Source organism: Bradyrhizobium sp. DOA9 (genome assembly GCF_000617845.2).
Lineage (GTDB): Bacteria > Pseudomonadota > Alphaproteobacteria > Rhizobiales > Xanthobacteraceae > Bradyrhizobium.
This window is the reverse complement of sequence record NZ_DF820425.1, coordinates 86,533-104,381: the sequence shown is the minus strand read 5'-3', so window position 1 is coordinate 104,381 and position 17,849 is coordinate 86,533. Positions and strand designations below refer to the sequence as shown.

The 17,849-nt window shown below is 63.6% G+C and carries 20 protein-coding genes and 1 tRNA gene; 10 read left to right on the top strand and 11 right to left on the bottom strand.

What is annotated here, in order from left to right; translation table 11 throughout:
- The first annotated feature begins 342 nt into the window (after window positions 1-342).
- Together BDOA9_RS36585 and ku are read left to right on the top strand one after the other, a co-directional pair.
- On the top strand, window positions 343-621 hold the full coding sequence (locus tag BDOA9_RS36585) for a hypothetical protein (RefSeq protein ID WP_042335357.1): 279 nt from the start codon (window positions 343-345) through the stop codon (window positions 619-621).
- A gap of 187 nt (window positions 622-808) precedes the next feature.
- Window positions 809-1,750 carry a non-homologous end joining protein Ku gene (gene ku / locus BDOA9_RS00450; protein WP_025031980.1) on the top strand — a complete coding sequence of 314 codons (942 nt, stop codon included), beginning with the start codon at window positions 809-811 and terminating at the stop codon, window positions 1,748-1,750.
- A gap of 53 nt (window positions 1,751-1,803) precedes the next feature.
- Here ku and BDOA9_RS00445 read toward each other — a convergent pair whose 3' ends face one another.
- Window positions 1,804-2,073, bottom strand: a complete 270-nt coding sequence (locus BDOA9_RS00445; protein WP_025031979.1) for a hypothetical protein — start codon at window positions 2,071-2,073, stop codon at window positions 1,804-1,806.
- A 248-nt stretch (window positions 2,074-2,321) separates the two neighbouring features.
- Between BDOA9_RS00445 and BDOA9_RS00440 the strand changes: the two genes are divergently transcribed.
- Together BDOA9_RS00440 and BDOA9_RS38655 are read left to right on the top strand one after the other, a co-directional pair.
- Window positions 2,322-2,798 (top strand): DUF3833 family protein, encoded by a 477-nt coding sequence (locus tag BDOA9_RS00440; protein ID WP_025031978.1) that lies wholly within the window; start codon window positions 2,322-2,324, stop codon window positions 2,796-2,798.
- Between the two features lie 153 nt (window positions 2,799-2,951).
- On the top strand, window positions 2,952-3,374 hold the full coding sequence (locus tag BDOA9_RS38655) for a hypothetical protein (RefSeq protein WP_025031977.1): 423 nt from the start codon (window positions 2,952-2,954) through the stop codon (window positions 3,372-3,374).
- A gap of 81 nt (window positions 3,375-3,455) precedes the next feature.
- On the opposite strand, the gene BDOA9_RS00430 is transcribed toward BDOA9_RS38655, so the two are convergent.
- From BDOA9_RS00430 to BDOA9_RS00410, 5 genes are all read right to left on the bottom strand, one after another.
- Entirely contained in the window at window positions 3,456-4,409 is a 954-nt protein-coding gene (locus tag BDOA9_RS00430; protein WP_152033067.1) for a hypothetical protein, read from the bottom strand.
- Window positions 4,410-4,477: 68 nt separating this feature from the next.
- A complete protein-coding gene (gene tcmP, locus BDOA9_RS00425; protein ID WP_025031975.1) occupies window positions 4,478-5,632 on the bottom strand; it encodes a three-Cys-motif partner protein TcmP in 1,155 nt (384 codons plus the stop codon).
- A complete protein-coding gene (locus BDOA9_RS00420) occupies window positions 5,632-6,378 on the bottom strand; it encodes a DUF5131 family protein (RefSeq protein ID WP_025031974.1) in 747 nt (248 codons plus the stop codon). The genes tcmP and BDOA9_RS00420 overlap by 1 nt, the downstream gene beginning before the upstream one ends.
- Window positions 6,379-6,585: 207 nt before the next feature.
- Window positions 6,586-6,658: transfer RNA gene (locus tag BDOA9_RS00415), tRNA-Ile, on the bottom strand.
- Window positions 6,659-6,992: 334 nt separating this feature from the next.
- A complete protein-coding gene (locus BDOA9_RS00410; protein ID WP_025031973.1) occupies window positions 6,993-7,967 on the bottom strand; it encodes a Bug family tripartite tricarboxylate transporter substrate binding protein in 975 nt (324 codons plus the stop codon).
- 106 nt (window positions 7,968-8,073) lie between these two features.
- Between BDOA9_RS00410 and BDOA9_RS00405 the strand changes: the two genes are divergently transcribed.
- Window positions 8,074-9,048, top strand: a complete 975-nt coding sequence (locus BDOA9_RS00405) for a TAXI family TRAP transporter solute-binding subunit (protein ID WP_025031972.1) — start codon at window positions 8,074-8,076, stop codon at window positions 9,046-9,048.
- Between the two features lie 127 nt (window positions 9,049-9,175).
- On the opposite strand, the gene BDOA9_RS00400 is transcribed toward BDOA9_RS00405, so the two are convergent.
- Together BDOA9_RS00400 and BDOA9_RS00395 are read right to left on the bottom strand one after the other, a co-directional pair.
- Window positions 9,176-10,390 (bottom strand): ABC transporter substrate-binding protein, encoded by a 1,215-nt coding sequence (locus BDOA9_RS00400; protein ID WP_025031971.1) that lies wholly within the window; start codon window positions 10,388-10,390, stop codon window positions 9,176-9,178.
- 102 nt (window positions 10,391-10,492) lie between these two features.
- On the bottom strand, window positions 10,493-11,386 hold the full coding sequence (locus BDOA9_RS00395; protein ID WP_025031970.1) for a helix-turn-helix transcriptional regulator: 894 nt from the start codon (window positions 11,384-11,386) through the stop codon (window positions 10,493-10,495).
- 91 nt (window positions 11,387-11,477) lie between these two features.
- Between BDOA9_RS00395 and BDOA9_RS38650 the strand changes: the two genes are divergently transcribed.
- The 4 genes from BDOA9_RS38650 to BDOA9_RS00380 are packed head-to-tail and all read left to right on the top strand — an operon-like array spanning window position 11,478 to window position 15,618.
- The gene (locus tag BDOA9_RS38650) at window positions 11,478-11,651 is read left to right on the top strand and encodes a hypothetical protein (RefSeq protein WP_192859528.1); all 174 of its coding nucleotides are present in this window, start codon (window positions 11,478-11,480) and stop codon (window positions 11,649-11,651) included.
- A gap of 16 nt (window positions 11,652-11,667) precedes the next feature.
- Window positions 11,668-12,495, top strand: coding sequence for a substrate-binding domain-containing protein (locus BDOA9_RS00390; RefSeq protein ID WP_025031969.1), 828 nt, complete (start codon window positions 11,668-11,670; stop codon window positions 12,493-12,495).
- A gap of 53 nt (window positions 12,496-12,548) precedes the next feature.
- Window positions 12,549-13,655 (top strand): molybdopterin-binding protein, encoded by a 1,107-nt coding sequence (locus BDOA9_RS00385; protein WP_025031968.1) that lies wholly within the window; start codon window positions 12,549-12,551, stop codon window positions 13,653-13,655.
- Between the two features lie 13 nt (window positions 13,656-13,668).
- Complete coding sequence (locus BDOA9_RS00380; RefSeq protein WP_025031967.1) at window positions 13,669-15,618, top strand: molybdopterin biosynthesis protein; 1,950 nt, start codon at window positions 13,669-13,671, stop codon at window positions 15,616-15,618.
- 43 nt (window positions 15,619-15,661) lie between these two features.
- Here BDOA9_RS00380 and BDOA9_RS00375 read toward each other — a convergent pair whose 3' ends face one another.
- A complete protein-coding gene (locus tag BDOA9_RS00375) occupies window positions 15,662-15,877 on the bottom strand; it encodes a hypothetical protein (protein ID WP_025031966.1) in 216 nt (71 codons plus the stop codon).
- A gap of 112 nt (window positions 15,878-15,989) precedes the next feature.
- Between BDOA9_RS00375 and BDOA9_RS00370 the strand changes: the two genes are divergently transcribed.
- Window positions 15,990-16,301 (top strand): hypothetical protein, encoded by a 312-nt coding sequence (locus BDOA9_RS00370; protein ID WP_025031965.1) that lies wholly within the window; start codon window positions 15,990-15,992, stop codon window positions 16,299-16,301.
- Between the two features lie 5 nt (window positions 16,302-16,306).
- Here BDOA9_RS00370 and mobA read toward each other — a convergent pair whose 3' ends face one another.
- Together mobA and fdhD are read right to left on the bottom strand one after the other, a co-directional pair.
- Window positions 16,307-16,951: a molybdenum cofactor guanylyltransferase MobA gene (gene mobA / locus BDOA9_RS00365; RefSeq protein WP_192859527.1), complete on the bottom strand. Its 645-nt coding sequence runs from the start codon at window positions 16,949-16,951 to the stop codon at window positions 16,307-16,309.
- On the bottom strand, window positions 16,944-17,834 hold the full coding sequence (fdhD, locus tag BDOA9_RS00360; protein WP_025031963.1) for a formate dehydrogenase accessory sulfurtransferase FdhD: 891 nt from the start codon (window positions 17,832-17,834) through the stop codon (window positions 16,944-16,946). The genes mobA and fdhD overlap by 8 nt, the downstream gene beginning before the upstream one ends.
- Between the last annotated feature and the right edge of the window lie 15 nt (window positions 17,835-17,849).

Below are 17,849 nucleotides of genomic sequence, written 5' to 3'. Positions count from 1 at the left end.
CACACCCTCGCAATCGGCAACGCCTGCAAGACTGGTAACGTCCTCGGCATCACGCGCCGTTTGGCGGTCGAATTCGTGCGAATCCGCAAACCCCGCACGCGGCTTCATGCCGGCAGTTGCGTCACGGTTTCGAGTCTTTCGTCGCCTTGTGTGTGTCGCGCCATGGTGAGCACGCCGATTTGCCATTCGCGCAGGCGTGATTGTTCACCCACGTGTTTTTTCCGAAGCGCATACCTACCTCATGATCAACCAAGAAATTAGAAGGAAACGCGTTCAACAGAGCAGCCGGTTCGAACTAGCGCGAATGCTCCGCACGAAACAACCACCGTTCGGAGCACGACCATGACTGGATTCAGGACCTTTGTTATTGCAGCGATGATGTCGATTGGCGCGATAAGCTCTGCAAGCGCCCAGTGCCCGTTGTGGGCGATTCAAGATCCAAATTCGTTTCAGGCGCAATATCCCGATCGGGATGTGTTGAACGACTGCGAACTGACGCCGGCAGGCAGAATGGGCCTGGAACGCCCCGGCGGCGCGGCTCCCGTGTTTGGGGCCAACCGGGCTTACGAGGCAACGCCTGGCGTTGCCCGGCACCACGGCTTTCACGACCGATCGCGGTGAGCATCCGGAAATGGATCCTGATGGTCGGATTGCGCTACGCCATAGGCCAGGTCGAACGGGCTGTCAGGATCGAGATCTTCGTTTTGTGCGTCGCGAGGACGGCGTTCTGAATCTCGCTCCCCATGTCGGAACCCGGGCCCCCCGTTCGTCTTGAATCCGTGTCGCCTCGAACCGGAGTTCTGCGTCAATGGCCCCGCGCGCCAATTGGAAAGGCTTCCTGAGATTGTCCCTCGTCACCTGCCCCGTGGCGCTCTATCCGGCCACGTCCGAGAGCGAGAAGATCTCGTTCAACCAGCTCAACCGGCAGACCGGCCACCGCGTCAAATACCTGAAGGTCGATGCGGAAACCGGCGACGAGGTGCCGAACGAGGACATCGTCAAGGGCTACGAGCTCGACAAGGGCCAGTACATCGAGGTCTCCAGGGAAGAGCTCGAGGAGATCGCGCTGGAATCCACCCGCACCATCGAGATCGACGAGTTCGTCGACAAATCGGACATCGACCCCCGCTACCTCATCCGACCCTATTACATCCGCCCCGACGGCAAGGTCGGCCACGACGCCTTCGCGGTGATCCGCGAGACCATCCGCGAGATGAACAAGGTCGCGATCGGGCGGGTCGTGCTGACCAACCGCGAGCACATCGTCGCGCTGGAGCCGATGGACAAGGGCCTGGTCGGCACCCTGCTGCGCTATCCCTACGAGGTGCGCAGCGAGGCCGAATATTTCGACGACATCCAGGACGTGAAGGTCACCAAGGACATGCTCGATCTCGCCCGGCACATCGTCAACCAGAAGGCCGGGCGCTTCGAGCCTGACAAGTTCGAGGACCATTACGAGACCGCGCTGATCGAGCTGATCAACCAAAAGCGCGCCGGCAAGGTGATCCGGCCGAAGGAGCGGCCGAAGGGCGAGAACGTCGTCGACCTCATGGAGGCGCTGCGGCGCAGCGTCGGCAAGGAAGCCGGGAAGCAGGCCGCGCCCGCGAAGGCCGACAAGCCAGGGAAGAAGCCGAGGAAGGCGGCCGCAGGCCAGAAGGAGATGCTGATGCCGATCGCGGGCAAGAAGGCGGCCGCCAGGGAGACATCCGCGAAGAAGCCCGCGGCAGGGGCGCGGCGAAAATCGGCATGAGGCATCCCGGCGGACGGACGCTACCTCGTCGTCCGTGGTCGCTTGTGGAGGCCTCAAAGGCCCTCGTCAGGGCACTCCGGACAGGTATCGCCGATCGAATCGAGCACATCGTTGATCTCCGCGACGGCCTGATCGGCGGAGACGCCGTCCGGCGGATCGCGACGCGCAAGCGCGACCGCACGATCACGAGCGTGCGCGTCGGCACGATCCCTGGCCCAGCCATGCTCCTCGCATTCGCAAATCGCGCCGGCCTCCTGCAGCACATGGATGGCCCATCCGCGCAGTGTCTGGATCGCCGGCCGTCTTTCCCTGATCATCAACATGCGAGATCGCTCCTGCGGGACGAATCCGTGCGCCCGCCAAATCGTTCCGCGCGTTAGCACGGAGCAGGGATTCGCAAACGGCGGGACTGCTTTTGTCCCCGTGTTCCGGAGGGCTGTGGAGAAGGCGAAGGGTTGACGCGGGGTCCGCATGCCCCCGCAAACACGGCAACGAGCCAGGCGGGTCTCCTGCTAGGGGAACCCGGTGCCGAGAGGCGACTTGAGTGGTCATCGGTTCGGAGGAAAAGCCCATGGCCATTGATGCGTTCGCCGGCACCACGCCGCTGTTTCTCCCCGAGCAGTTCTTCGTCGGCCGCCTGGAAGGATGGGCGGTGGTCGAGAGCCTCATTGGCGGGCTGTTGAAGCGGGCGACGATCGCGGCGCATGGCGAGTTGGACGCGGACACCGACACCGTCGTGCTGACCGAAACCTACACCTTCGATGACGGCCACAGCGACACGCTGCGCTGGACCATTCACAAGCTGGACGAAGGTCGATACACCGGCCATGAGAACCGCCTCGAAGGCGAAGCCACCGGCGAGCAGGCCGGTTGTGCATTCCATTGGACGTACACGCGCGACACGCCCCAAGGCGATGGCAAGTCGTTCAAGCTGAACTTCGACGACTGGTTCTACGCGATCGATGACCGCGCCTGCATCGTGCGCGGATCCGCCGGGCGCGCGGGCATTCCGTTCGCGACTGCGCATGTGACTTATCGGAAGCTTTAGGTTTGAGCGACGCGCCCCTGCAGCCCCGCTCCCCTGCGCGCCCTTCTTCCTCGGGATTAACATTTTTGAATCGCGACGGCAGCGAAGCAAAGTACGGTGGGCGTTCCCGAGAGGGATCTTCTGGCGCTGATTGACCAGAGCGGGGGCGGGGGCGTGAATTTCCAGGTGACGGTGTTGAAGATCCTGGTGAGCTATCCGGATGGCTTTGCCGTCATGGAAGACCTCAAGCGCGACATGGCCATCCTGGCAACCAGTGGCCGCGATTGGGCCGACCGGACGAGGCGTCTTGCCAGCCGGGTGCCGGACCTCGACATCTTTTCGCAAGGCCTGGTCGAGCGCATCAGCGGCGGCTGGAGACTGACCTCCAAGGGGCGAGACGTCTTGGCGTTCATGGAAGCCCGCCCGGCACCGAGTGAGCCGAGCCTGGCGTCCCCCGTCAATGAGACATCCCCGCCGGTGGTCGAGATGGCTCCGCGTCCCCCGCTGCCGCAGCCCGCCGACCGGGCCAAGCGGCGGCGCGAGCGCCGAGAGCGCCGCCGCGAAGCCCGCGAACGGGCGAGAGCGAATGCGTCGTGAAGCGGGATTGAGGAGGCACTGAACGAGCGGTCCATCGCTGTGGGCAGCTGCAGCTAGCAACCTCGTGATCCGTCGGCCGGTTTATTCCGCCAGGCTAAGCCTAGATATTTTCTGGACACTGAAGCGTGTCCCGTGGACATCGATTGTGATCAGTGTCTTTCGAAGAGTCATTTTGGCATCCCAGAACCAATCCGCGATAAGCTCCGCCTTCGGCGGTAAATCGCCGTTCAACGTCCAGAGCCTGTCTTGCCAACCTCTGTTGCGAAGCCGGCTCGATACCTCAGACAGCATGCCAGCAGATAGATCTGCAATGGCGCACAGATCTTCGAAGTCGCGCCCGTCAACGTCTTGATCCGTTCTATTTAGACGGAAGGCTCCCATAGGATGGTCAATGTAAAAAGAAGAGAAGCGAGCGGCGGCGACCAGAGCGTCGTCGCGGCGTGACTCGTTTGCTACAAATTCGTCCTGGTCCGTGATCCAAGTGACATTGCCGTAAGGTCGTGACCAGAGCGAGAGCAGGATACCTGTGATATGTACTTTTCGCAGCATTCCCTCTAGCGCGCGAGGATTCCATTTTTCTCTTAAGTTGAGCGCCTCCAGCAGCGAGGCCGACTCGCCTGGGACAATGGATAGCCACTTCTTTCTCTTGTCGATCGCAATTGCGACGAGGTGGCCATCAATACCTGAAGCGGCGGTAAGAAAGGGGATGAGCGCGTTTTGTCGAAGCGGATCGTCAAGTCTTTTGTAAGCCATCCGACGTGCATCGGTCAGATGTCGACGTGCTGCTTGATTATACAATTGCCATTCACCGATTCCTTCCCGAGCAATCAGGTAGCAGTAAATCAAATGGGTCGCCTTCTTGTGTTCCCCACCATAATCCGAAGCTATGACTAAATGCGCGCTTTCGCGCGGCGTTGGCTCGGATGCTGCTAGTATCTTCTGTATCGAGTGACCCCACCCCCATAACTTCCGCACTGCTATGTTGCGGGGGGTGAGTAGTTGCCAGCGATCGTTGTTCTCGGGGACTAGGATCATGTGGCTTCCGTGGTGGTCTAAGTCCACCATTGCAAATGGAGAACAACACAGGAGCGCAGTTAGCGAGTTCAGTTCTCCTTGCGACAACAACGATAATGAGGTTGAGGAACGCGTCTCCGTGGCTCCCAATCTGGAAAGTCGATAACATTCTCCTTTCGGAGTTGAGCGGCAAGTTGATTGACAGCGGTCAATCTCACTACATGCTTAGCGAGAACGAGTGGCCAGAGATCTTTGTACAAGATCGGATTTAATTTATCAGGCGTCAATGCAACCAAGGCGGCGCGCGCTTTGTTTTTCTCAGACTCAAGGAAGGTACTCGCTTCATTTTCATTCATTTCATGAAATGAGCCGAACATCTCGGTCTGGCGGGATTTGGCCTCAGCCTTATCCACCTTCGTTGCGGCGCGTGTGGCCGCTTGTGCTTCGAGCGCCTTAACTTGGCAGTCTCGAAAGACCTCCAAGCCGCGGTCGTGCCTCGTGCCGTAGAAAAGTGAGTACAGAGGACGATCACGGTCCGGACGCAAGATCGTCGTTTCGCAAACATGCTTGAAGTTGCCGGCCTGAGAGAGACACTCTGTGAATGCGGCGACCAAGACTTCCTTGCGCTGATCAGAAGTGGTGCTCTGGCTGAGCTGCTGCCTCCAATCCCCTGAGGGAAGTAACTCGTTTAGACCCGTCACCACGACAGAATCATCAATGCTGGCAGCGCGATTGATGAATTCGAACATGAAATTGAATAGTACTTCCGAGTTAGGCCGCGCCAGCATCGGTTGCAGCGCATTGAGTGGAATTCGCCAACCCTTAGGATCCAGCAGGAAAAAGGAAAATGCGTCCCTTGGTATTTTCGAGAGAATGTTGGGTATTAGGCCCACAAAATCTCCCTTTTGCGGTATGATCTCAATGTCGGGAAATTTCGGCGGAAGCTTTTCGAGTTCTTTAAATGCGCTGGCGGACTTTTCTATCAGTATCGCCGTCATCTTGACGTCGCGGCGTTTGCCTTTCCAGGCTGCTTTCGCGGTGCGAAGAGTGCGCAGCGCAATTCCAAAAGACGTATCTTCGTGATGCTCATTCGCGCTTTGCCAGGGGCCTGCGAAGCCATCAACATAAACGATGTGGGGGTAAACGCTCGCCGTCTTGTGCACGAGCGCTTCCAGGTATCGCTCGAGCAGAACGTGTTTTACGTAAGCCTGCTCACGACCTTTATAATCTTCAAGAGAGACCATCACTCGGCTGCGTCAACAAATCTCTGTTTGGTCGGAAATTGGCTCCATTCTTCGCCATCTAGATCGCGGCCACCTGACTTAGGCCGAAAGCCGCCCCACTGTTTAAAGAAGAATGGAACACCTTCAGAAAGACACTGATCGCGGATTTCGCGAACCCAGTCTGGGCTCATTGGGCGCGCACGGGGACCACTCTCGCCACCGACAATCACCCAGTCGATTTCCGTGAGATCGAGCTTCCCAATGCGTCCAATGAGCGGCTCGATTGAGAGGAAGCGAACGCCAGCTGGAGCATCTTGTAGGTGTCTTACGCGACTCAGCTTCGTGCCATCTTCGACAGATACGCCAAACCAGATATGGTTCGGACCCCGATCGTCTCCATAACGCCGCTTTAGAAAATTTCGCATGAGCGATGAGCGCTTGGTTAGGACCTGGAACGTGTGCCAATTAGCGCTCTCCATTGTGTCGCATACTCTGGAAATGAAGGCAGCCGGGATCTCCTTATGAAAGAGGTCGCTCATGGAATTTACAAAGATCATTCGGGGTTCACGCCACCTCAGCGGCTGCTCTATGCGCTCAGGCCGCAGTGTAAGGTCGAACCCTGTTTCGAAAGGATGGCCGGGCGTTCCGCGAAAGCGCTCCGAAAACCGCTCGGCGTAGCAATTGTCGCAGCCTGCACTGATCTTAGTGCATCCCGTGACGGGGTTCCACGTTGCGTCAGTCCACTCGATCGATGTTGAAGTTGCCATTGTAACCCCGGCGCGCCAGTCTATTATAGAACAATCTAAGATAGTTGAAACCATCTTCTGCTTGATGGGATTACTACCGGAAATCTCGCGCTTTGACGTTAAGGGCCTTGGCGGGGCGTGGACTACCGACAGCCGTGAAACTTCGCGATCAGAATGACGAAGCTAAGATTGGGTCGGGAGCGGTGATCAAAGTAGCGGGGCAGCTAGTGGGCCCGGCAGGACTCGAACCTGCAACCAGACCGTTATGAGCGGCCGGCTCTAACCATTGAGCTACAGGCCCCGCCGCGAGGCGGCCGCAGGTAGAAGCGGCCGGCAACGGTGCGCGGTTCGTTTACAGGGCCGGAGGCGGGGGTGCAATGCTGGCTCTGGCCGATGGGAACGCCGGCACGGCGTCATGGCTCATTTGCGAATACCCGAAATTCTCCGATGATGCCTGTATAACCCTGTTTTGCCCGACGGAGCAAACCGCTTTTCCGCAGGTTTTTCGAGCTGGGCAGTAACCCATTGAAATCACTGGCCTCGTCTACTGTGCATGGGGTTGTTTTCGCAGTTTTGTTTTGAGAGGGCCTGTTGGCCCCCTCAAATGCATCCGAACCCGGCGCCGGGGCCGCCGCCTAGTCCACCGAGACCCCGGCGAACTCGACCACCTTGCGCCACTTCTCGGTCTCGTCCGCGACCAGCTTGCCGAACTCGGCCGGCGTCATCGGCTTGGGCAGGCCGCCGACGTCCTTGAGCTTTGCCACCAGCTTCGGGTCCTTCAGCGCTTCGCCGACGGCCTTGTTGAGGGTCTCGATCACTTCCGGCGGCGTTCCCTTCGGCGCGGAGATGCCGTAGAAGCCGACCGATTCGAAGCCCGGCACGGTTTCGGCGATCGCGGGCACGTCGGGCACGCTCGGCCAGCGCTGCGGCGAGGTCACGCCGAGCGCGCGGACATTGCCGCCCTTCACCTGCTCCATCGCCGAGGGCAGATTGTCGAAGATCAGCTGCACCTTGTTGGAGATGATGTCGGGGAAGGCGACGGCCGAGCCGCGATAGGGCACGTGCACCATGTCGCACTTCGTCATCGCCTTGAACAGCTCGGCCGACATGTGCACCGAGGTGCCGTTGCCGGAGGAGGCATAGGTGATCTTGCCGGGATTGGCCTTGCAATAGTCGATGAATTCCTGAACCGACTTCGGCGGAAACGCGTTGGAGACGACCAGCATGTTGGTGAGCTGCATGATGCTGGCGACTGGGGCGGTGTCGCGCAGGAAGTCGAACGGCAGCTTCTTGTAGAGCGAGGTCGAGATCGCGTTGTTGGGCGCGACGAACAGCAGCGTGTAGCCGTCCGGCGGCGAACTGATCGCGGCGGCGGCGGCGATGTTGCCGCCGGAGCCGGTGCGGTTCTCGACGATGAATTGCTGGCCGAGCCGGTCCGACAGCCACTGCGCCATGATCCGCGCCACGATGTCGACCGGGCCGCCGGGGGAAAAGCCGATCAGCCAGTGCACGGGACGGTCGGGATAGGCCGCGGCGGCGGGAGGGGTGGCGCTGAAAAGACCGAAGAGGACTGCGAGCCCGAAAACACTCTTGCGCAAAATTCGCAACATGACACCTCCCATTGTTCTATTGTCGTTGGCCGCATGCTTTCACAAAAACCGGTTTCTGCCTATATCGCCGCAAGTCGGTGTTGACGCGGCTCCGTCAGGGACGACCATGAGATTCGCGATGATCCTTCTCGGCGCGGCGCTGCTCGCCAGCCCCGCCGCCGCCCAGACCGGAGGCACGGCCATTCCGACCGCGACGATCAGCTCGACGATCAGCTTGGGAACGGCGACGCCCGGCGGCGGCTTCCCGCTCTACGGCAACGCCTTCGCTGAGGTGATGAACGCGGCCGATCCGCAACTCACCATCGCCCCGCGCAACACCAAGGGCAGCAACGAGAACATCCCGCTGCTGGAAAAAAGCGAGCTCGATCTCGCGCTGGTCGCGGGCGAGCCGGCCTACGAGGCCTTCGCCGGCATCGGCCGTGCGCCTGTGCGCTTGAAGATCCTCGCCGCGATCTATTCCAATCCCGGCCTATTCGTGGTGCGCGCCGACAGTCCATTCAAGACGATCCGCGATCTCGTCGGTCAGCCCGTCGCGTTCGGCGCCAGGGGCTCCGGCCTGCCGATCCTGGCGCGCTATGTGCTCGATGGTCTCGGCCTCAAGCAGGACGAGGACTTCAAGGCGGTTTATCTCGACCGCGCCGGCGACGGCCCGGCGATGGTCGAGGACGGCCGCGTCGCTGCGCTCTGGGGCGCCGGCATCGGCTGGCCCGGCTTCGCCGCGGTCGCATCGAGCCCATCGGGCGCACGCTTCATCGCGCCAGCTGCGGACGAGATCGCGCGCATCCGCGCCAAGCATGCGTTCCTGAAACCGCTCACCGTGCCGGCCGGCTCCTACCCCAAGCAGACCGAGCCGATCGCCTCGCTCGGCTCCTGGAGCTTCATCCTCACGCGCGAGGATCTGCCCGACGACGTCGCCTACCGCCTCGCCAGGACGCTGCACGGCAATGAGGCGACGTTCTGCAAGAAGCTGGCGCAAGCCTGCGAGACCACGGCGGCAAACACCGTCGCGGCGGCGCCGAGGCCGGAGCTGATCCATCCAGGCGTCGCAAAGTACTTCCGTGAGATCGGCGTGATGAAGTAGGACGCGGCGGCACCCACAGCCGTCATGACCGGGCTTGACCCGGCCATCCACACGTCACCGCGATTGAGGAAAGACGTGGATGCCCGGGTCAAGCCCGGGCATGACGAATTGCGCGTGTTTCGCTACGTCACTTCTTCACCATCGCGCACGCCGGGTCCGGCGGGCCGAACGCCTTGTCGCCGGAGATCGTCGTGAGGATCTTGTAATAATCCCACGGATATTTGCTCTCCTCCGGCGTCTTCACCTGCACCAGCCAGAGATCGTGCACCATCAGATTGTCCTCGCGAAGCTTGCCGTTGCGGGCGAAGAAATCCTCGATCGGCTTCTCGCGCATCTTCGCGGCCACCTTCAGTGGATCGTCGCTGCCGGTCTCCTTGATGGCGTTGAGATAGTGCATCACGGATGAATAGACGCCGGCCTGCCACATCGACGGCATCTTGTTCATCTTGGCGAAATAGCGCTTCGACCATTCGCGCGTCTTGTCGTCCATGTCCCAATAGAACGAGGTGGTCAGCAGCAGGCCTTGCGCCGCCTGCAGGCCGAGGCCGTGGATGTCGGTGATCAGCGCCAGCAACGCCGCCATCTGCTGGCCGCCCTTGAACACGCCGAACTCGGCGCCGGTCTTGATCTCGTTCATGTTGTTGGGCGGGCCGGCCGCAATGCCGATGATCTTGGCCTTCGAGGCCTGCGCCTGCAGCACGAAGGAGGAGAGGTCGGGCGTTGCCAGCGGCGGCCGCACCGAGCCCAGCACCTTGCCGCCATTGGCGGTGACGACGGCGGAGGCGTCACGTTCAAGAGAGTGCCCGAAGGCGTAATCGTCGGTGATGAAGAACCAGCTGTCGCCGCCGCGCTTGACCACGGCGTCCGCGGTGCCGACCGCGAGCGCGCGGGTGTCGAACACCCATTGGATCGCATAGGGCGAGCAGAACTTGCCGTGGAAATCCGCGGTGCCGGTGGAATGGGTGATGAACAGCCGCTTCTTCTCGTTGGCGATGTTCTGCACCGCGAGCCCGACCGCGGAGACCGGCACGTCGACGATCAAATCGACCTGCTCGACGTCGAACCAGCGCCGCGCCAGCGAAGCGCCGATATCGGCCTTGAGCTGGTGATCGCCGACCACCACGCTGATCGGCTTGCCGAGCACCTTGCCGCCGAAATCGTCGATCGCCATCTGCGCCGCGGTCACCGAGCCCTGGCCGGTTGGCGCCGAGGCCGGGCCGTTCATGTCGGTGAGCACGCCGATCTTGACGACGTCGTCGGAAACCTGCGCCACGGCCGCGCCCGGCACCAGCGCTGCCGCCAGTGCGGCCGCGACCGGCAGTCCAAATCTCGTTGGATACACGCTTGTCCTCCCTGATCCGGCTCATTGGCCGGTGTTGCAATCCCGGGTTTGGCCCGGGCTGAATTGGTTTCTTTTGCAACTATTAGGGGCCAGGCGTCAATGTCAGGCTGCGAAGCGGATCTGTCCTGCGGGGGAGGGATCGTAGCCGGTCAGCTCCTCCGCGCGCTGGCGCAGCCGCCGCTCGGTCATGAAGCGGAGCAGGGCCTGCATGGCGGGGCGGAAATAGCTGCGCTGCCGCATCGCAAGGTCGAAATTCTCCCAGACCAACGGCACGAAATCGAGGCCGGCCGAACGCGCCGCCGCGCGCGTCGCGATGCCGCAATCGGCCTGGCCGGCGCGAACCAGCTCGGCCAGATCGGGGCCGGTCAGCGCCGGCGTCTCGATGCGGCGCAAGTCCCGCATCGAGGCACCCGCGCGCTTAAGCAGCACGTCGAGCAGCATCTGCGCGCCCGTGCCCCGCTGCCGCGTCGCCATCCGGGCGCCGGCTGCGAGTACGTCGGCCAGGCCGTGCAGGTGCTTGGGATTGTCGTGTGGCAGCACGAGACCTTCTTCGCGGCGCACGAACGCGACCAGCACCGCATCATGCAGGTCCGGCGTGGTCCGCAGCGCTTCGATGCTGGCATCGCCGGCGAGATTGTCGGAGCCGTCCAGGGCGTGGAAGTGCACCGCCGCGGCCATCACCTCGTTGCGCTGCAGGCGCTCGAGCCCGCGTGCGCTGCCCTCGCTCATCGATCCGAGTCCGGAGCCGGACTCGCGCAGGCTCCAATCGAGCAGCTCGTCGTGGCTGCCGCCGACGACCGGCGGCGGCTCGGCGATCAGCATGCCGGCCGGGCGCGCCAGGCCCGACAGGACCCAGAGGTCGAGCTCGTGCCGTGGAAACAGCCATTTCCCCGTCACCTTGCTGCAGGGGATCGCACCGGTGGTGACGAGTTCGTAGAGCTTGCGTTCGCCGAGCCGAAGGTAGTCGGCAGCTTCGCTGGTGGTCAGGAATTCCATCCTGCATTCCTATGCAAATTCTTGCTTCTTTTTGACGTCCGACGCAGGTGGAATTCTGCATTTCAGATATTTGTCGCGGGAACCATGCCTGATGATCTCGCTGCTTTGCAACACATCCGCACGCGCGATTTCTGCTTTGGTGAACGATCCCAAAGCGATCGTTCGCGCGCTACGTCTCGAAGATATTGCCGAAGTTTCCCGACTTGCGGCGCAAAAGCGCGTCACGAGTGCGGCGCAATCGATCATCATCATGATCGCGTCATAGCTGAGGGAACCCGATCATGGGCCGCCTGTCCGTTGCATTTGCGCTCCTCTGCGGCCTTGTTGCAGGCATGGCGTCGTCGTCCGCGGAGGACCGCGCCATCGTCCTCGCCACGACGACGGCGACGCAGGAGTCCGGCCTGCTCGACTATCTGCTGCCGCTCTTCCGCGACAAGACCGGCACCGACGTCACCGTGATCGCGCGGCGCGCCGACGAGGTGCTCGATGGGGCGCGGCGTGGCGAGGTCGACGTCGTGCTGATGCACGCGCGGCCCCAGGAGGAGAAGTTCGTCGCCGACGGCTTTGGCGTGAAGCGCTACGACGTGATGTACAGCGACTATGTGCTGATCGGGCCGAAGAGCGATCCCGCGGGCGTGAAGGGCAAGGACATCGCGACCGCGCTGAAGGCGATCGAAGCCAAGGGCGCCCCGTTCGTCACGCGCGGCGATCGGTCGGGCACCCACGCCGCCGAGCTCGCGCTCTGGATCGTCGCCGGCATCGACATTGCCGGCGCCAAGGGCGCCTGGTATCGCGAGGCCGGGTCCGGCATGGCCGCGGCGCTCGAGGCCGCGCGCGCCGCCAATGCCTATGTGCTGGCGGATCGCGGCAGCTGGATCGCCTTCGTCGATCGCGGCCATCTCGACATCGTCGTCGAAGGCGACCGGCGGCTGCTCAACCAATATGGCGTGATGCTGGTGAACCCTGCGAAGTTCCCGAACGTGAAGAAGGACCTCGCGCAGACCTTCGTCGACTGGCTGACGTCGCCAGAGGGCCAAACGGCGATCGCCGGCTACAAGGTCGACGGGCAGCAGTTGTTCTTCCCCAATTCGGACAGGTCGGGGGGCTGAGGCCGGCACCGCCGGCGGTTGCCAAAGCGCGCGATGCATGGTCCTCATGGTGCATGACCCAGCGCCTGCCGCCCTCGCTCACGCCGCTCGACACCGCGCTCGCCGCGCTGCTGCGGGGCGTTGATCCGGTCATGCCGGTGGAGTTGCCGCTGGCGGAGGCGATCGGCTGCATCGCGGCGGGCGCTCCGCTGCTCGCCGCCCATCCATTGCGCGACATTGCGGCCGCAGATGGTTGGGCGCTATCCGCCAGCGATCTCGTCGGTGCGTCCGCTTACTCACCCGTGCCGCTGGCAAGGGCCCCTGCATGGGTCGAGGCGGGTGATGCCATGCCGGCGGGATGCGACTGCGTGCTCGATGCGGGCGCCGTGGAGATGTCCGGGCCGCTCACGCAGGTGCTGGCGGAGGGCGCGCCGGGGCAGGGTGTCCGGCGCGGAGGCAGCGACATCGTGGCACGCACGCCTGCCAGCGCCGAGGGCTATCCGGTCGCTGCGGCGGACCTGCTGCTCGCGCGCGTTGCGGGCCTGGAGAAAATCGGCGTGCGGCGGCCCCGGCTGCGGATCGTCAACGTGCCGGGCGCAACTGCAACGACGCATATGATCGCCGAGATCGCGCGTGCAGCAAGATTGGACGTGGAAACGCATCAGGCGCGTGCGCGCGATGAGGCGTCGATTGCCGACGTGCTCGATGCGTCATCCTGCGATGGTCTGCTGATCATTGGCGGTAGCGGCGTCGGCCGCCACGACGCCGCCATCGCGGCCCTCGCCCGGTGCGGCGAGGTGATGGCGCACGGCCTTGCGCTCCAGCCGGGCCGCACCGCCGCGGTCGGACGGCTGGGACGGATTCCCGTCATCGCCTTGCCCGGCTCGTCCGATCAAGCGCTTGCAGCCTGGCTTGCGCTCGCGCTGCCGCTCGCGGACCGTTTGTCGGCGCGTCGGCCGCGTCGAAAAATGTCGCTGCCGCTGGCGCGAAAAATCGCCTCCAGCGTCGGCATCGCGGAGATCGCTTTGCTGGCCGAGGAACATCGTGCCTGGATGCCGCTTGCTTTGGGCGAATGGCCGCTCCAGACAATCGCCTGTGCGGATGCATGGCTGCTCATTTCGGCCAGCGACGAGGGATTTGCCGCCGGTACGTCGATCGATGCCGATCTGATGCGGGCGTGATAAGGGTTCTGGCATGACGATGATCCCGAGATCACCGGACCGCAGCGCGCTCGAGCAGGAGCAGTTCCTCAAGATCCTCTCGCGCGAGGAGGCCTTGGCGCGCTTCGAGGCGGCCTTGTTCCCGCGCGAGCTTCGAACCGAAACGCGCAAGCTCGCAGCCGCGCTCGGCGTGGCACTCGCCGAAGATGTCACGGCGCCGATCGACGTGCCGCCGTTCGACCGCTCCAATGTCGACGGCTTTGCCGTGCGCTCCGCCGACCTCGCGACGGCCGGCGAGGGCGCGCCCGTGCGCCTCGCGCTGAATGGCGAGACCATCCATTGCGGGACCGCGCCGATACTGCAGGTGGCGGCCGGAACCGCAACGACGATTGCCACCGGAGGTCCGTTGCCGCGCGGCGCCGATGCCGTGGTCATGGTCGAGCACACCCAGCCGGCCGGCCAGGATGCGATCGACATCCGTCGCGCGGTCTCGCCGGGGCAATTCGTCTCGTATGCCGGATCCGACATCGCGCGCGGCGAGGCGCTGCTGCGCGCCGGCACCATCATCGGCTCGCGCGAGATCGGCATGCTGGCGGCTTGCGGCATCGCCGAGGTAAGTGTCGCGCGCAGGCCGCGGGTTGCCGTGATCTCCACCGGCGACGAGCTGGTTCAGCCCGGCGAGGTGCTCGCGCCCGCCGAGATCTACGATACCAACGGCGCCATCGTCGCTGCCGCGATCGACGAAAACGGTGGCGAGGCCGTCTTCGTCGGCGCCATTCCGGACGACGAAGCCAGGCTCGAAGCCGCCATGCGCAACGCGCTCGCGGATGCCGACATGCTGGTGCTGTCGGGAGGCACGTCGAAAGGCGCGGGCGATCTCTCTCATCGCATCATCGGCCGGCTCGGCGCTCCCGGCATCATCGCCCATGGCGTTGCGCTCAAGCCAGGCAAGCCGCTGTGTCTTGCGGTGTGCGACGGCAAGCCGGTGGTGATCCTGCCGGGCTTTCCGACCTCGGCGATGTTCACCTTCCACGACATGATCGTGCCGGTGCTCCGCCGCATGGCCGGATTGCCGCCGCGCTCCGATGCCAAGGTCAACGCGACCGTGCCGGTGCGCATCGCCTCCGAGCTCGGCCGCACCGAATTCGTCATGGTCTCGCTGGTCCAGGGCAGGGAGGGCCTCATCGCCTATCCCTCCGGCAAGGGGTCCGGTGCGATCACGTCCTTTGCACAGGCGGACGGCTTCCTGCGCATCGACGCACTTGCCGATCAGATGCCGGCCGGGACCGTAACCGAGGTGACGCTGTTCACGCCGCATGTGCGCGTGCCGGATCTCGTCATCGTCGGCAGCCATTGCACTGGCCTCGATCTCGTCACCGCACAGCTCGCGCATGCCGGCCTCACCGTGCGCTCGATCGCAGTCGGCAGCCTCGGCGGGCTTGCGGCGGCCAAGCGTGGGGAATGCGATCTCGCGCCGATCCACCTGTTCGACGACAGAAGCGAGACCTACAACACGCCCTATCTCGTCGAAGGCCTCGAACTGATCGCCGGCTGGCGGCGGATGCAGGGCATCGTCTTCCGCAAAGGCGACAAACGTTTCGAAGGTCTTGGTGCGAAGGACGCCGTCGCGGCGGCGCTCGCTGATCCCGCCTGCATCATGGTCAACCGCAACCAGGGCGCCGGCACCCGCATCCTGATCGACCGGCTGCTCCGCGGCGCGCGCCCGGAAGGCTATTGGAACCAGCCGCGCTCGCACAACGCCGTTGCCGCCGCCGTGGCGCAGCACCGCGCCGACTGGGGCATGACCATTGCGCCGGTTGCCCACGCCGTCGGCCTCGGTTTCATTCCGCTCGCGGAAGAGCATTATGACTTCGCGCTGGTGAGTGCGCGAAAGCAACGGCCGGCCGTGCAGGCGTTTCTCGACGCGCTCGGCTCGAACGAGGTACGCGCGTCGCTCGCGCGTGCGGGCTTTCGGCCCGCATAGATAATAGATGACAGCGGACTCAAGCCGCGCGATGAGTCTACGGCTACGACACGTGGTCGGTACCGCTGGCGGCCTGAGCGGCCTGCTCTCGCTTGCGTTCACGATCGTCGGCCTCGGCAAGCGCACGCCGCGCGGCGGGCGGCAGCGGCTTTGGATCCGGCGGCACCTCGACGATGTCAGGCTTGCTCAGCTGCCTCGTGCGATCGATCGTCTCGGAGAGGTCGAAGACGAAGTCGACGAATTCGAAGATGGTGTTCAAGAGGGGGCGGCCATGGCTTCGTCCGGAGAATGTCCAGACCTGTGGTCGCTCCCGTTCCCGGTCCGGTTCAAGACGTCATGAACTTGGAGGGGCGCCGCAGCGACCAAGGGACATGAGCCAGATCATGACCGCCTCGACGCCCCTCAATTTCCGCAAGCTTGCTGCACTCGTCGCGGCGGCCGGTACGCTGTTCTGGCTCTATACCTTCTACCATATCGCGAATGTCCCGCCCGGGGACGGCAGCGGCTTTCAATGGCTCGCCGTCTTTCCGCTCGGCATGGTCTTCGGCCTGTTCTTTCTGCCGGCCTGGGTGCTGGTGGCGATCGGCCGACTGCCGCGGTTCACCATTGGCGTCGGCCTCTGCGGCCTGATCGCCTTCGCGATCATCTGGGCGCAGCTCCTCAACGAGTTTCCGAAATCATAGAGTCGTTAGGACGCGTCATCCAGCGCCGCCAGCCGCTCGGCCTCGGCAACGTCCTCGACGGTGTTTGCATTGAAGAACGGATCGAGCGGCTCGGTCGGCCAGGTCACCGTTGCGAGCGGATAGCGCGCTGTCCAGCGGTCGATCTTGCGGAGGTCTTCGACCACGAGCGCGTGGCGCAGCTCTTCGCGCAAGGCGACGCGCCACAGCCCGATCACCGGATGCGACTGACCGCCTGATGCGGCGACCGCAAGCTGCGCGTTCTCACGCGCGCGCGCCTCATGCAGCTGCGCGACGAGATCGCGCGGCAGGAACGGGCAGTCGCCGGCGGCGCTGAGCACCCATTCGATCTCCGGCCGGCTCGCCGCAGTCCAGTCGAGCGCCGCGAGGATGCCGGCGAGGGGACCGGGGAAGCCGGGCACGTCGTCGGCGATCACCTGCAGGCCGAATGCGGAAAAGCGTGCGGGATCGCCGTTGGCATTGAGAATCAGTCCGCTGCACTGGGGCGCAAGGCGCGCGATCACGCGCTCCAGGATGGTGCGGCCGCCGATGCTGCGCATCGGCTTGTCGCCGCCGCCCATGCGGCGCGCGAGCCCGCCGGCAAGCAGCACGCCAAGAGTCGGCGGAACATGCGTCGCGGACATGTCAGTCATCACCGCCTTCGCCCTTGCGCTTGTGCTTGGCCGATTCCTCTTCGACATAAGCAAGGTTCTGGTCGTAGACGATGCGCTCTTCGCCTGCGAGGGCGATGAAGCGCTTGCCGCGCGTGCGTCCGACCAGCGTCAGGCCAACCTGCCTTGCGAGATCGACACCCCAGGCGGTGAAGCCGGAGCGCGACACCAGGATCGGAATGCCCATGCGGACGGTCTTGATCACCATCTCCGAGGTGAGGCGTCCCGTGGTGTAGAGGATCTTGTCGGAAGCGTCGACGCCGTGGCGGTACATCCAGCCCGCGATCTTATCGACAGCGTTGTGGCGGCCGACGTCCTCGGTGTAGCAGAGCGGCTCACCTTCCTTGCACAGCACGCAGCCGTGGATCGCACCCGCTTCCAGATAAAGCGAGGGCATGGTGTTGATGGTCTGCGTCATCTGGTAGAGCCAGGAGGTGCGCAGCTCAGCCTTGGGCAAGGCGACGCTCTCGACCGCCTCCAGGAGATCGCCGAAGGCGGTGCCCTGCGCGCAGCCGGAGGTCTGCGTGCGCTTCTTCAGCTTGGCCTCGAAATTGGTGTGATGCTCGGTGCGCACCACCACCACCTGGAGGTCGTCGTCGTACTCGACCTCGGTGACCACATCGTTATATTTCAGCATGTTCTGGTTCAGCAGATAGCCGAGCGCCAGATATTCCGGATAGTCGCCGATCGTCATCATGGTGACGATCTCCTGGGCGTTCAAATAGAGCGTCAGCGGCCGCTCCATCGGCACCTTGATCTCGACCCTGGCGCCGGTCTGGTCGGTGCCGGTCACGCTCTGGGTCAGGCGCGGGTCGTCCGGATTGGGGACGATCAGGGGCACCGGGGCTTTCTCGATCTTCATCATGGCGGCGAGGTTAGC